Origin of the sequence: Mycetohabitans sp. B8 (assembly GCF_021991875.1) — a bacterium.
Taxonomy (GTDB): Bacteria; Pseudomonadota; Gammaproteobacteria; order Burkholderiales; family Burkholderiaceae; genus Mycetohabitans.
The window spans coordinates 184,933-199,780 of record NZ_JAHLKR010000008.1 but is presented as its reverse complement, the minus strand read 5'-3'; the positions used below and the strand labels follow the sequence as shown (position 1 = coordinate 199,780).

Genomic DNA, 14,848 nt, shown 5'->3' with positions numbered 1-14,848 from the left:
CTGCCTTACGGGTTCTGTTGACCGTCCAGCTTTGCCTTGAGCAACGCACCGAGGTTGGTCGTGCCGCTGGCGGCCGCGCTGGTGTCGGCTTGCAGGCCGCGCATCGCTTCCTGCTGCTCGGCGGAATCCTTCGCCTTGATCGACAGCTGGATGCCGCGCGATTTGCGATCAATGTTGATGACCATCGCGTTGACCTTGTCACCTTCCTTCAGCACATTGCGCGCGTCCTCGACACGATCCTGCGCGATCTCCGACGCCCGCAGATAGCCTTCGACGTCAGCGCTCAACTGAATCACGGCCCCCTTCGGATCGACGGCCTTGACCGTACCATCGACGAGGGAGCCCTTGTCGTTCATTGCCACGAAGTTGTTGAACGGATCGCCTTCCAGCTGCTTGATACCCAGCGAGATGCGCTCCTTCTCGACATCGATGCCGAGCACCATGGCCTCGACCTCGTCGCCCTTCTTGTACTTGCGGACCGCTTCCTCACCGGATTCGCTCCACGACAGGTCCGACAAGTGCACCAGGCCATCAATCCCGCCCGGCAGGCCGATGAACACGCCGAAATCGGTAATCGACTTGATTGCGCCGGTGATCTTGTCGCCCTTCTTGAAGTTGCGGCTGAAGTCATCCCACGGGTTTGGCTTGCATTGCTTCATCCCGAGGCTGATACGGCGGCGGTCCTCGTCGATCTCGAGCACCATCACTTCCACTTCATCACCGAGCTGCACCACCTTGCTCGGCGCGACGTTCTTGTTGGTCCAGTCCATCTCGGACACGTGCACGAGGCCTTCAATGCCCGACTCGACCTCAACGAACGCACCGTAGTCGGTGATGTTCGTGACCTTGCCGAACAGCCGCGTGCCGGACGGGTAGCGACGCGAAATGCCTTCCCACGGATCATCGCCAAGTTGCTTGATGCCAAGCGACACACGATTCTTTTCCTGATCAAACTTCAGGATCTTCGCGGTCACTTCCTGGCCCACGGACAGCACCTCGCTCGGATGGCGCACACGACGCCACGCGATATCGGTGATGTGCAGCAAGCCGTCGATGCCGCCGAGGTCGACGAACGCACCGTAGTCAGTGATGTTCTTCACGACGCCATTGACGATCGCGCCTTCCTTCAGCGTCTCGAGCAGCTTCGCGCGCTCTTCGCCTTGCGTGGCTTCGATCACCGCGCGGCGCGACAGCACAACGTTGTTGCGCTTGCGGTCCAGCTTGATCACGCGGAACTCGAGCGTCTTGCCCTCGTACGGCGTCGTGTCCTTGACCGGACGGGTGTCAACCAGCGAGCCGGGCAGGAACGCACGGATGCCGTTGACCATCACGGTCATGCCGCCCTTGACCTTGCCGGTGATCGTGCCGGTCACGAGCTCATTGTTGTCCAGTGCCTTTTCAAGCGCAAGCCACGAAGCAAGGCGCTTGGCCTTGTCGCGTGACAGGATCGTATCGCCATAGCCATTCTCGAGGGCGTCGATCGCGACCGATACGAAATCGCCCGCCTGCACCTCAACCTCGCCCTGATCATTCAGGAACTCTTCGATCGGAATGTAGGCTTCAGACTTCAGACCCGCGTTGACAACCACGAAATTGTGGTCAACGCGCACGACCTCGGCGGAGATCACTTCGCCTGCACGCATGTCCTGGCGGGTCAGCGACTCTTCGAACAGAGCCGCAAAAGATTCGGTATTCGGGTTAGAGGTTTGCAGGTCGGACATAAAAATGAAATGGTGCATAACGGGACTCGGCTTCATGATCACCGACAACCGCATGCGGGGTTAAGGGTTGAAAATACATCCCACGTCACCGTGGAATACCTACGGTACTGCAACTGACTGCCACTGCATCGGGCGCCACGAAGTCTCAGCGCCGACGCATCACTGCCCGGTCCGTCGCGGTACAGCCGCAACGCCCATTACGGCCGCAACGCTCATGCCTGCGAACCTTGCCGGCTATGGCCCGCCTTCGCGGCACCGGTGGCCGACTCGATTTGCTGGTACCAGGCCACGACCCGCTCGACCGCTTCGCCGATCGACAATGCGGACGTATCGAGCAGGCGCGCGTCCGCCGCCGGCTTCAGTGGCGCGCTTGCGCGCGTCGCGTCGCGCGTGTCACGCTCGCGCAGATCCCGCAGAAGGCTATCCATATTAGCAGAAAACCCTTTTTGTATCAATTGTTTATAACGCCTCTGCGCGCGGGCTTCCGCGCTTGCCGTCAAAAACACCTTCAATACCGCGTCAGTAAAAATGACCGTGCCCATGTCGCGCCCGTCCGCGACCAGGCCAGGCGGCTTGCGGAATGCGCGCTGCCGGGCCACCAGCGCGGCGCGCACCGGCGCATGTACCGCAATCGCCGAGGCCAGCTTGCCGACGGCTTCATGCCGAATTTCAGTCGAGACGTCCACGCCATCCAATTGCGCACAGCCTTCGCGAAAGGTGATATGAAGGTCATCGATCAGCGTTACCAGCGCGGCGACATCGTCCTTGCCCACGCCATAGCGCTGCGCCGCCAGCGCCGCCAGCCGGTACAACGCGCCGCTGTCCAGCAAATGAAAGCCCAGGTGCGCCGCCACCAGTTGCGCGACCGTGCCCTTGCCGGATGCCGTCGGCCCGTCAATCGCGATGACGGGCACGGGTTCATGATATGGACGATTGGACTTCATTACTCTGTTTAGAGACTAAAATACTTTAAACGGCCGACTGCACACACGCGGACTGCCCGACCGCCAGCGCTGGATCAAGCACGCGCAATCGCAGCAAATCTGTCGAAATAATCGGGAAACGTCTTGCCGACGCAACTGGGATCGTGAATCCTTACCGGGACATGACCCAAGCTAACCAGAGAGAAACACATTGCCATCCGATGGTCATCATACGTGTCGATCGCGGCATTGGGCGTCAGCGTGGCGGGTGGCGCCACACGCAGGTAGTCCGCGCCTTCCTCAATGTGCGCCCCTAGTTTGCGCAGTTCGTTGGCCATGGCGGCGATCCGGTCCGTTTCCTTGACGCGCCAGCTGCCGATGTTGCGCAGCGTCGTTATGCCACTGGCGAACAACGCGGCGACTGCAATCGTCATCGCGGCATCCGGAATTAGATTGAAATCCATGTCCAGCGATTGCAGCTTGCCATCATCCGATTCGACTCCGCGCACCTCGATCCAGTCGTCGCCCATCATCACGTTCGCGCCCATGCGGACCAATGCGTCAGCAAACCGCACGTCGCCCTGGATACTGGCCCGTCCGACCCCTTCGACACGCACCGGCCCATGGGCGAGCGCGCCGGCTGCGAGGAAATAGGACGCCGACGACGCATCGCCTTCGACAACAATCCGGCCCGGCGAGCGGTAGCGCGCGCGACCGGCGGCCGGCACGATAAAGCGCCGCCAGCCGTCGCGCTGCACATGCACGCCGAAGCGCTCCATCAAGCGGATCGTGATCTCAATATACGGCTTGGAGATGAGCGTGCCCTCGACTTCGACCACCGCCTCGCCGCCAGCCGTCTCCACCAGCGGCAGCGTGATGAGCAGCGCGGTCAGGAACTGGCTCGATACGTCGCCCCGCACGCGAATCGGCGCGTTCGCGCGAATCGATGCCGGATGTACGAGCAACGGCGGAAAGCCCGGATGGCCTTCATAGTCGATTCGCGCCCCGAGTTGCCGCAGGCCATCCACCAGGTCACCGATCGGACGCTCGTGCATTCTCGGTACGCCATGCAGTCGGTACTCGCCGCCCATGACCGCCAACGCCGCGGTCAGCGGCCGCACGGCGGTTCCCGCGTTGCCGAGAAACAACGCCGCCCGCTTGACCGGAAACACGCTCCCAGCGCCTGTCACGGTGCAACGCCACTGCGCGGCGTCATGCCTGAGCGCGACGCCCAGTTGTTCGAGCGCGGCCAGCATGACGCGGGTGTCGTCCGAATCAAGCAGGTTGTCGATCGTCGTGACGCCCTCAGCCAATGCCGCCAGCAGCAGCACGCGGTTCGAGATACTCTTGGAGCCCGGCAAGCGCACCGTGCCGGTCGCGCGCGTGTAGGGTCCGAGGTCGAGGTATTCCATGATAGAAGCTCCTTTCAGCACCGCTTGAGCCCGGACGCCGCGTCACGCTCATGGCCCCATTGCGCTCGCGCACTGCGCGAACGCGCGAACAGCGCTTCGAGCGTCGCACCGTCGCCCGCAGCGATTGCCGCGCGCACTGTCGCGAGCACGGCCGAGTAAGCATCGATCCCATCCAGCAGCGCATCACGGTTGGCCACGCAAATGTCGCGCCACATTTCCGGACTCGACGCCGCGATCCGCGTGAAGTCGCGAAAGCCCCCGCCAGCGAACGAGAGCTTCAACGCCGCGTCCGGCGCACGCAGGATCGTCTCGACGAGCGTGAACGACAACACATGCGGCAAGTGGCTGACGGCGGCGAAAACTGCATCGTGCTGCTGCGCAGTCATCTCATGCAGCGAGGCACCGCTCGCCTCCCACATGGCGGCCACCCGGTCCACCACGGCGCGCGGGTTCTCCGCAAGCGGACACAACACCACGTTGCGTCCCACATACAAGTCGGCAAGCGCCGCCTCGACCCCGCTGGATTCGCGCCCGGCGATCGGATGCCCGGGCACGAACTGCGCAAGCCGCGCGCCTAGCGCGGCGCGGGCGGCAGCAATGACGTCGTGCTTCGTGCTGCCCGCGTCGGTGACGATCGTGAAGCGCTCCAAGTGCGGCGCGATAGCCTCGAGCAGCGCACGGGTCTGCGCAACGGGCGTCGCCAGCACGACCAGATCCGCGCCGCGCAACGCGCCGGCCAGCGCGGCGTTATCGTCAACCCAAACCGCCTCATCGATGACGCGCCGCTCGAGCGCCGTGCGCAGCGAGCCGGCGCTGCGACCGACACCGACGATCTTGCCGGTGCCGCCGTGGCGCTCGCGCAGCGCCAACGCCAATGAGCCGCCGATCAGCCCGACGCCGACGACGACAAGTTTATTAAAAGAGAACACGGCCACGATACGATAGTCTAATGAGGTGCACGGTATGCGCGTGCTGGATTAGCACGGCGCCAGTGCCTTTCGCAGCGCGGCGACGAACACTTCGGTTTGGGGCAAGCGCACGCACGTGGGACAGACCGTATTGCATGGCTGACATGGATTTTCAGGCTCCAGACAAATGACGACGAGGTTGGCCAACGGCCGTGGCAGGCGATGGCGATCAGACGCCGGCTGCCACCGGAGGGCCCGCCGGCGCGGACCCTACCGGGCCCGTGGATAGGAGCCGAGTATCTTCACATAGGCCCCGGCATGCTCCAACTCGGCAAGCGCGGCCGCGACCGCTGCGTCGTGCCGATGGCCTTCGAGATCAATATAGAAAAAATACTCCCACGCACTGCTACGTGCCGGGCGCGATTCGAAACGGCTCATCGATACACGATGCCGTGCCAGCGGCTCGAGCATCCGGAACACGGCGCCCGACTCGTTCTTCACCGAGAAGATCACCGACGTCTTGTCGCAGCCCGTCGCACCCGGCGGATCGCCGCCGATGATCAGAAAACGCGTACGATTGCGTGGATCGTCCTGGATCAACGCGAACGCGGTCTGCAAGCCGTACTGCGTCCCGGCGCGTTCGCTGGCGATCGCCGCGACGGTGGGCTCGGCCGCCGCCACCCGGGCAGCCTCGGCATTGCTTGACACCGCCTGGCGCTCGAGCAGCGGCGCGTTGACACAGAGCCAGTTCTGGCACTGCGCGAGCGCCTGCGCGTGCGCGCACACCCGCGTGACCCCTTGCAACGTGCCACTTTGCGTGAGCAGATGATGTCGGATCGGCAGCGATAGTTCACCGCTGATCTGCAGCGACGTCTCGAGCAACAGGTCCAGCGTGCGCGACACTGCGCCTTCGGTCGAATTCTCGACAGGCACGACGCCAAAATCAGCTGTCCCCGCCTCGGCCGAGCGGAACACCTCGTCGATCGACACGCACGGCAAGCCGATCATTGACTGGCCGAAATAGCCGAGCATCGCCTGCTCGCTATAGGTGCCCTCCGGGCCCAGGTACGCAGCCCGCTGTGCTTTCTCAAGTTGGCGGCTCGCCGCCATGATCTCGCGCCAGATCAACGCGATATGCTCGCTGCCCAACGGCCCGGCGGATAATGCTTGCAGACGCGAGATCACCTGCTGCTCGCGCTCCGGCCGGAACACGGGCGCGTGATACGCCTTCTTGACCTCGCCGACCTCGAGGGCAACTTGCGCGCGCTGGTTCAGCAGCGCGATCAATTGCCGGTCGATCCCGTCGATGCGCTCGCGCAATGGCTTAAGTTTCAGATTCAGTGCTTCGTCCATCGCAACATCGGCCCGTGAAAAACCGGTCCTGGGTCCATGCGACCTCAGGCGCGGCGTTGCTCGAATTCCTTCATGTATTCGACGAGCGCCTTGACGCCGTCCAACGGCACCGCGTTGTAAATCGATGCCCTCATGCCGCCAACGGACCTGTGGCCCTTCAGTTGCAATAGCCCCCGCGCGTTCGCGCCGGCCAGGAAATCGTCGTTGCGCGATTCGTCAGCGAGAAAGAACGGCACGTTCATCCTGGAGCGCGACCCGCGTTCGACCTTGTTCGAGTAAAAATCGCTGCCGTCGATGAAGTCATACAGCAGCGTGGCCTTCTCGATATTGCGCGCCTCGATCGCGGCAAGACCACCCTGACGCTTCAGCCATTGAAACACCAGCCCGGCGACATAGATTGCATACGTGGGGGGCGTGTTGTACATCGAGTTGTTCGCGGCAATCGTCTTCCACTCGAACGCCGACGGGCAAATCGCGAGCGCCCGATCCAGCAGATCCTCGCGCACGATCACGATCGTCAAGCCGGCAATGCCGATGTTCTTCTGCGCGCCGGCAAACAATGCACCGCACTTGGCCACGTCCATCGGACGCGACAGAATGTGCGACGACGCATCGACCACCAGCGGCACATTGCCCAGGTCGGGAAACTCGAACATTTCGACGCCGTCAATCGTTTCGTTCGAGCACACGTGCACGTACGCAGGATCATCGCTGAGCCGCCATTCCGACACTGCCGGCATCCGCGTGAAGCCCGCATGAGTCTTGCCCGATGCGGCAATATGCGCGCTGCAATACTTCTTTGCCTCGTGATAGGATTTCTGCGTCCACGCGCCGGTCAACACGAAATCCGCGCTCGAGCGCGAGCCAAGCAGGTTCATCGGCACAATCGCGTTCGCGCCGAGCCCGCCGCCTTGCAGGAACAGGATCTGGTGGCTGGCCGGCACGGCCAGCAGTTCCCGCAGATCGAGCAATGCCCGCTCGTGGATCGATGAGAACGCCCGGCCGCGGTGGCTCATTTCCATCACGCCCATGCCGCAGCCATGCCAATCGAGCATCTCGTCGGCAGCCTGTTGCAATACCTCTTCAGGCAGCGCCGCGGGGCCCGCCGAAAAATTGAACGCTCGCATTTGGCACTCTGGGTGAAACGGACGCAAACAACGCGTCTGCGTCGAAAAAAGCAATGGCCGCTTGCAGCCTCGCAAACGGCCATGATGACATCGCCATCGCGGCACCGCCAAACGGCTGGCGGCACCCGCCCCACCGTTCACGCGCCGCCACGCCACCTGCATGGGGCGGCGCGCATCCGCGGCCGACGTTACTTCGCCTTGACCGCGGCCACTTCCTTATCGGCTTGCTCGCGCGTCGCCTTGATCGATGCCGGCATGTACTTCTGCATCAGGCCACTGACCACGTCGCGGCCTACCTGATCCTGCACCTCGATGAACTTGCGACCGGTCATGCTCTTGTAGAACGCCGTCAGGTCCTTGATTTCCGATGTCGAATAGTACTTCGCATACGCATCATACTGCGCCTGCATCGCATCCTGGCGGAATGGTTCGCTGCTAAATACCGTGCCGGCGGCTTCTACGAGCTTGGGCACCGCATGCTTTTGCAGTGTTGGCACGGCGGCCTGCTTCTGCTTGTCGTTGAGCGCCTTGTTTTCGGTCAGCGCGTCGGACAGGATCGCCGGCACCAGTTGCTTGGCTTGCATTTGTGCGCTGTTGGCAATAGCGCCGACCAGCTTCGGTGCGTCGATCGCATCGAGCAGGTCCTTGATAGCGGCCTGCTTGGCCGGATCGATCGGCGCTGCACTGGGGGTCGAGGCCGCGCCGCCCTGGGCAGGCAGCGCCTGTGCCATCGCCAATGTCGGCACGAAAAGGGCCAGCAACATCCACTGCTTGAATTGTTTTTGCATCACGACTCCCATGAAAAAGTTGTTCTGTCGACCCAGCGCCCACGCAGCAGCCACACTCAGCCGACCTGGATCCAGCCAGCCGTCATTCGTCGGCGTCACCGGTATCCGCGTCAGATTCGGCATCGGATTCCGCGTCGGTCTCGGCGATCTGCTGCAAGCCCGACAGCTTGGTGCCCTCGTCAAGGCTAATTAGTGTAACACCTTGCGTTGCGCGGCCCATCTCGCGGATTTCGGAAACCCGGGTACGGATCAGCACACCGGCAGTCGTAATCAGCATGATCTCGCTGTCCGGCTCGACCAGCGTCGCGGCGACCACCCGGCCATTGCGCTCCGAGGTCTGGATTGCGATCATACCTTTCGTGCCACGCCCATGCCGCGTGTATTCGGCAATCGGCGTGCGCTTGCCGTAGCCGTTCTCGGTCGCGGTCAGCACCGATTGCGACTCGCCGCCGGCCACCAGCAACGCGATCACCTGCTGGCCGTCTTCGAGCTGCATGCCACGCACGCCGCGTGCCTCCCGCCCCATCGGCCGCACGTCGTTCTCATCGAACCGCACCGCCTTGCCAGCGTCGGAGAACAGCATCACGTCATGCTGCCCGTCGGTGATCTGCGCACCGATCAGGAAATCGCCATCATCGAGCCCCACCGCGATGATGCCCTTCCTGAGCGGCCGCGAGAACGCCTCCAGCGGCGTCTTCTTCACCGTGCCAAGCGACGTGGCAAGGAACACGAACTTGTCGGCCGAAAATTCCTTGACCGGCAGCACCACGTTGATTTTCTCGCCTTCCTGCAACGGGAACATGTTCACAATCGGCCGGCCGCGCGAGTTGCGCGAGCCCTGCGGCACCTCGTAGACCTTGAGCCAGTACACGCGTCCACGGTTCGAGAAGCACAGGATGTAATCATGGGTGTTCGCAATGAACAACGTCTCGATCCAATCGTCGTCCTTCATCACGATCGCCTGTTTACCGCGACCACCGCGCTTTTGTGCACGATACTCGGACAGCGGCTGCGACTTGATGTAGCCAGCGTGCGACATTGTGACGACCATGTCCTGCGGCGTGATCAGGTCCTCGGTACCAAGCTCGGTGGCGTTCAATTCGATCTGAGAGCGCCTCGGGTCGCCGAATTCCGCCTTGATCGCGACCAACTCGTCGGCGATGATCGTGCGGATACGCTCCGGCTTGGCCAGGATATCCAGCAGATCGGCGATCTGCGCCATCACCTCGCGATACTCGGCGGTGATCTTGTCTTGCTCAAGACCGGTCAAGCGCTGCAGGCGCATCTGCAGGATTTCCTGCGCCTGCGTGTCCGATAGCTTGTACAGCCCATCGGATTGCATGCCGAAGATGGGCGCCAGCCCATCGGGGCGGAACGCATCGCGCCCGCCCGGGGTTTCGCCTTGCGCGCGCGACAGCATGTCGCGCACTAGCGCCGAGTCCCACGCGCGCGTCATCAACGCCTGCTTCGCGATCGGCGGCGTCGGCGCCGCCTTGATGATCGCAATGAACTCGTCAATGTTCGCCAGCGCCACCGCCAGGCCTTCCAGCACGTGGCCGCGCTCGCGCGCGCGGCGTAACTCATAAAGGGTGCGGCGCGTGACGACTTCGCGCCGGTGCGACAGGAAGCACTCGAGCAACTCGCGCAGGTTCAGCAGCTTCGGCTGACCGTCAACCAGCGCGACCATGTTCATGCCGAACGTATCCTGCAGCTGCGTGTTCTTGTACAGATTGTTGAGCACGACTTCCGGCACTTCGCCGCGCTTGAGCTCGATCACCACGCGCATGCCACTCTTGTCGGACTCGTCACGGATATCGGAGATGCCCTCGATCTTCTTCTCGTTGACCAGCTCGGCGATGCGCTCGAGCAGCGAGCGCTTGTTCACCTGGTACGGCAACTCGTCGACGATGATCGCCATGCGCTGGCCGCGGTCAATCTCCTCGAAATGGGTCTTGGCACGCATCACGACGCGGCCGCGGCCGGTACGATAGCCGTCGCGCACGCCTTGCACGCCGTAGACGATCCCCGCCGTCGGGAAGTCGGGGGCCGGAACGATCTCAATCAACTCGTCGATCGATGCATGCGGATGGTTTAGCAGGTGCTGGCACGCGTCGACGACTTCGTTCAAGTTATGCGGCGGGATATTCGTCGCCATGCCGACCGCGATACCGGACGAGCCGTTGATTAACAGGTTCGGAATCCGCGCTGGCAACACCTGCGGCTGGGTCTCACTGCCGTCATAGTTCGGCTCAAAGTCCACGGTCTCCTTGTCGATATCGGCCAACAGCTCATGGCCGATCTTTGCGAGTCGGATCTCGGTGTAGCGCATCGCCGCGGCGTTGTCGCCGTCGACCGAACCGAAGTTGCCCTGCCCGTCCACCAGCATGTAGCGCAGCGAGAAGTCCTGCGCCATGCGCACGATGGTCTCGTAGACCGCGCTGTCGCCGTGCGGGTGATATTTACCGATCACATCCCCGACGATCCGCGCGGACTTCTTATACGCGCGATTCCAGTCGTTGTTCAGCTCATGCATCGCATAGAGCACGCGCCGATGCACCGGCTTAAGCCCATCGCGCGCATCGGGCAGCGCGCGGCCCACGATCACGCTCATCGCGTAGTCGAGGTAGGAGCGGCGCATTTCCTCTTCGAGAGAAATAGGCAGGGTCTCTTTGGCGAATTGATCCATTTATTGGTGTCTGTGACGAACTCTGGCGGTGCCGGCCCCGGGCCGCGGGCGTGGCGTGGGCGCATGTACCGGCGTGGCGGTAGCGGACAACGCGTATCACGCGATTCTAGCATGCGAGCCCCAGCGGCCTGCTCGCGCACTGCCGCGCGCGAGCAGGCACACAGCCTCAACGGCGCGCTGCCCCCGAACCTCAAGCGCCGTGCCACGCCAGCGGGCCAGCGGGCACACGAGCCGCAACGACTCGCGCGTGAATGTCGCGATTCGCCGCTCGATTCATCCCCCTTTTCTCAACGCCGTCACCCAATGCTGTTGACCCATGTCGCCCAGCCAAGCCGGACGGTGCTTCGGCGAGTGTTGCGGGCAAACCACAATTGCTGGAGCAGGGCCTAGCGAGGAGGAGAAATTTATCGTTGGATAGGGCCGGTATGGCAAAATGTGGCGCACAAGTCAGACACTGTTCGAAGCGTATACATCGGTTTTCCGCACTGCCATAATGTTATACTTCGCGCAATGTCTGACTTGTCTTCGTCAACAGGCTCGCAGTAAAGCTGCGGTAATCTCAATTTCGAGAGGAGAAATATGAATAAACTTTCAAAGCTCGCGTTCATTGCAGCTACCGCGGTTATGGCTGCATCCGCATCGGCACAGTCGGTGCCGGCTTCGCGACAAGCCGCCAACGACAACTGGGCAAACGGCACCGGCGAATACGTGTGGATGAACGGCACGAGCGAGCTTTGCTGGCGCGATGCGTTCTGGACCCCGGCCACCGCGAACGCGAAGTGCGACGGCGCTCTGGTGGCTCAAGCTCCTACGCCGCCGGCGCCCCCGCCGCCGGTCGTACCGGCACCGATCATCACGAGCCAGAAGGTCACCTATCAAGCGGACACGCTGTTCGACTTCGACAAGGCGGTGCTGAAGCCGGCCGGCACGGAAAAGCTCGATGATCTAGCATCGAAAATCCAGGGCCTGAATCTCGAAGTGGTCGTCGCCACGGGCTACACCGACAAGATCGGCTCGGACAAGTACAACGACCATCTATCTCTGCGCCGTGCGCAAGCGGTGAAGACGTATCTGATCAGCAAAGGCATCCCCGCCAACCGCATCTACACGGAAGGCAAGGGTAAGCGTAATCCGGTCGTGACGGACTGCAACCAGAAGAACCGCAAGGCGCTGATCGAGTGCCTGGCACCGAACCGTCGCGTGGAAGTAGAAGTCGTCGGCACGACGAGCCAGGTCGTCGATCCGTCGAGTCAACCCGTCGGTACGTCGAACCAGCCCGTTGATACGTTGAGCCAGCCCGTCGGTACGTCAAGCCAGCCGCAGCAATAAGTCGGCTTGCTCGCCACCGAGATACCTAGCCCTGCATTGGCAGGGCTTTTTTTCGCCCTCATCCTAGCGTCACGCCCTGCGCCGTACGCTCCGCTCGACGCCAGTCGCGACATCATCGCGCGGGCACCGCTTTGCCGGCACGCCGGCGGCCCGATATACTGGACATTATTAGCCGCGCGATATTAACCGCGCGAGCAGTTCGCGGCGGCGCGTCGCGCCGCCTTGCTGCCGCCTCCTGCCTTGACCGTCATCATGACCAACGCCGATCCACACGAACTACAGAAATTCAGCGATCTCGCCCATCGCTGGTGGGATCCCAAAGCCGAATTCAAGCCGCTTCACGACATGAACCCGCTGCGACTGTCGTGGATCAACTCGCACGCCCATTTGCCCGATAAACGGGTGCTCGACGTCGGCTGCGGCGGCGGCATCCTGTCGGAGTCCATTGCGCAACTGGGCGCCGCGTCGGTCAAGGGAATCGATTTGTCCGAGGACGCCCTGGGCGTCGCCGACCTGCACAGCCTGGAGAGCGGCGTGACGAACGTTGAATACGAAGCAATCTCCGCGGAAGCGCTCGCCGATCGCGAGCCGGCGACCTATGACGTGGTTACCTGCATGGAGATGTTGGAGCACGTGCCGCAGCCGGCAAGCATCGTGCGCGCCTGTGCGCGGCTGGTGAAGCCGGGCGGCTGGGTGTTCTTCTCAACGCTGAACCGGAACCTGAAAGCCTACTTATTCGCAGTGATCGGCGCCGAATACGTGATGCGAATGCTGCCGCGCGGCACACACGACTATCAGCGCTTCATCAAGCCATCGGAACTGGCCACATTCGTTCGCGACGCCGGATTGCTCGCGCACGAGTTCAAGGGGGTTGCCTATCACCCGATCGGCCAGCGCTTCGCGCTGACCGACGATACCCGCATCAATTACATGCTCGCGTGCCGACGCACCGCGTGAGCCGCGATGACATGACAGACACGCTCTCGTCGTGCCCCACGTTGCCCGCCGCCGTGCTCGCGACGTGCTGCGCGGTCTTGTTTGACTTAGACGGCACGATCGCCGATACCGCGCCGGATCTGGCGGCGGCGGTCAACAAGATGCGCCGCGTGCGCGGCTTACCCGAGGTGCCGCTGCAGAGGTTACGTCCGTTGGCATCGGCCGGTGCACGCGGACTGCTCGGCGGCGCATTCGGCATCCGGCCCCAAGACCCCGATTTCAGCGCGATGCGGGAAGAGTTTCTCGCCAACTACGAGGCCGATCTTTGCGTCGACACGACGCTGTTCGACGGCATGCGTCCATTGCTTAATGGACTGTCCGCGCGCGGCATTCCGTGGGGCATCGTCACGAACAAGGTCGAACGGCTGGCATTGCCACTGATCGCTCGGCTGGGCCTAGCCGCCGACGCCGGATGCGTCATCGGCGGCGATACCACCCCGCACCCGAAACCCCACCCGGCGCCGCTGTTGCTGGCCGCGCAGCAGCTCGGTATCGCACCGACCAGCACGGTCTACGTCGGCGACGACCTGCGCGATATCGACGCCGGCAAGGCGGCCGGCATGCTGACCGTTGCGGCGGCCTATGGCTATTGCGGCAATGAAGTGACTCCCTCCGATTGGGCGGCCGATCACGTGGTCGAAACGACAACGGAACTGCAGCGCCTGCTCGGGGTCATGTCGCCGTAACACGGACGCGATATGTCGGGCGTGTCCATCACTTGAAAGCCGACCCATCGACCGCATCTGACGTTCTGTGAGACAATAGTGCTCTACTTTCGGGGCCGACCTGGTTTCGACGTGGGTAGCGAAGCAATTCAGGGCATACCGAGGACCCGTCACCTCGTAAATCAATGGGACTTAAGTAACTGCGAACGACGAAACGTACGCACTGGCCGCTTAACACCGGCCTGCCTCGCACTGGCTCGCTGACGGGCTAGGGTCGCAAGACCGCGCGAGGTCATTTACGTCAGCTAATCCCCGGTGAAGTCACGGCGCCGGGGCCGAAAATTCAGTGACTCGCCGTAGCGAAGCGTGTTCGTCCGCGTCGGTGCGGTTAAAGCAAAAGATTGAACTAAGTATGTAGAACTGGTTGTAGAGTGCTTACGGACGCGGGTTCGATTCCCGCCGGCTCCACCAATCGCATTCCAGCAGTGCCTGCTGGAGTAAAACTTCGGCCGCGGAATCACCGCGCGCATGATATTTCACGACGCCGACACGTTGTTACGCTGCCGATGACGCTTGGTTAGCGAGACGCTGGAGAACCATCGCTTCAACAAAGACGGACGCTGACGTTCGGGCAACGGTAGCACCCGAGTTGCTTCAGACAAAACGGAGGTGCGTTCCGAGACGTTTGACATCGATTGACCGCGCTCGATAACGCGATGGTGCATGACCGGTGTCGCATTCCCGCTCACCGGTACGTCCTGCTGCGAGCTTTGCATGGGTTCCGGCGTCTGATCGTCGCGACTGGGGTACGTGGCACTGAAAAAATCACGCACGTCCTCCCATCTAACATTACGCGGGTTGACTCGATGGAAGTACCGATCCGCTGCCTCTTCTGCAGACTGCGGTTCTTTTTCAGAATTTGCGTTCCCATACTGCGTAT

11 protein-coding genes and 1 other RNA gene are annotated in these 14,848 nt (G+C 62.4%); 4 read left to right on the top strand and 8 right to left on the bottom strand.

The window, feature by feature from the left end; translation table 11 throughout:
- Window positions 1–5: 5 nt before the first annotated feature.
- The 8 genes from rpsA to gyrA all read right to left on the bottom strand — a co-directional run bounded on the left by rpsA (window position 6) and on the right by gyrA (window position 10,918).
- A complete protein-coding gene (gene rpsA, locus KQH60_RS03410; protein WP_368669315.1) occupies window positions 6–1,739 on the bottom strand; it encodes a 30S ribosomal protein S1 in 1,734 nt (577 codons plus the stop codon).
- Between the two features lie 194 nt (window positions 1,740–1,933).
- On the bottom strand, window positions 1,934–2,665 hold the full coding sequence (gene cmk / locus KQH60_RS03405; RefSeq protein WP_237575160.1) for a (d)CMP kinase: 732 nt from the start codon (window positions 2,663–2,665) through the stop codon (window positions 1,934–1,936).
- A gap of 74 nt (window positions 2,666–2,739) precedes the next feature.
- Complete coding sequence (aroA, locus tag KQH60_RS03400; protein ID WP_237575159.1) at window positions 2,740–4,056, bottom strand: 3-phosphoshikimate 1-carboxyvinyltransferase; 1,317 nt, start codon at window positions 4,054–4,056, stop codon at window positions 2,740–2,742.
- Window positions 4,057–4,070: 14 nt separating this feature from the next.
- On the bottom strand, window positions 4,071–4,991 hold the full coding sequence (locus KQH60_RS03395; RefSeq protein WP_237575158.1) for a prephenate dehydrogenase/arogenate dehydrogenase family protein: 921 nt from the start codon (window positions 4,989–4,991) through the stop codon (window positions 4,071–4,073).
- 243 nt (window positions 4,992–5,234) lie between these two features.
- A complete protein-coding gene (gene pheA / locus KQH60_RS03390) occupies window positions 5,235–6,317 on the bottom strand; it encodes a prephenate dehydratase (RefSeq protein ID WP_237575157.1) in 1,083 nt (360 codons plus the stop codon).
- A gap of 44 nt (window positions 6,318–6,361) precedes the next feature.
- Window positions 6,362–7,444 (bottom strand): 3-phosphoserine/phosphohydroxythreonine transaminase, encoded by a 1,083-nt coding sequence (gene serC, locus KQH60_RS03385; RefSeq protein WP_237575156.1) that lies wholly within the window; start codon window positions 7,442–7,444, stop codon window positions 6,362–6,364.
- A gap of 188 nt (window positions 7,445–7,632) precedes the next feature.
- Window positions 7,633–8,232, bottom strand: coding sequence for a DUF2059 domain-containing protein (locus KQH60_RS03380; protein WP_237575155.1), 600 nt, complete (start codon window positions 8,230–8,232; stop codon window positions 7,633–7,635).
- 82 nt (window positions 8,233–8,314) lie between these two features.
- Entirely contained in the window at window positions 8,315–10,918 is a 2,604-nt protein-coding gene (gyrA, locus tag KQH60_RS03375) for a DNA gyrase subunit A (RefSeq protein ID WP_237575154.1), read from the bottom strand.
- Between the two features lie 579 nt (window positions 10,919–11,497).
- Here gyrA and ompA point away from each other — a divergent pair.
- The 4 genes from ompA (at window position 11,498) to ssrA (ending at window position 14,379) form a co-directional block, all read left to right on the top strand.
- Entirely contained in the window at window positions 11,498–12,247 is a 750-nt protein-coding gene (gene ompA / locus KQH60_RS03370) for an outer membrane protein OmpA (protein WP_237575153.1), read from the top strand.
- Between the two features lie 252 nt (window positions 12,248–12,499).
- Window positions 12,500–13,204, top strand: a complete 705-nt coding sequence (gene ubiG / locus KQH60_RS03365) for a bifunctional 2-polyprenyl-6-hydroxyphenol methylase/3-demethylubiquinol 3-O-methyltransferase UbiG (RefSeq protein WP_237575152.1) — start codon at window positions 12,500–12,502, stop codon at window positions 13,202–13,204.
- An 11-nt stretch (window positions 13,205–13,215) separates the two neighbouring features.
- A complete protein-coding gene (locus KQH60_RS03360; RefSeq protein WP_237575151.1) occupies window positions 13,216–13,929 on the top strand; it encodes an HAD family hydrolase in 714 nt (237 codons plus the stop codon).
- A gap of 91 nt (window positions 13,930–14,020) precedes the next feature.
- Window positions 14,021–14,379, top strand: a transfer-messenger RNA (tmRNA) gene (ssrA, locus tag KQH60_RS03355).
- Window positions 14,380–14,848: the final 469 nt, after the last annotated feature.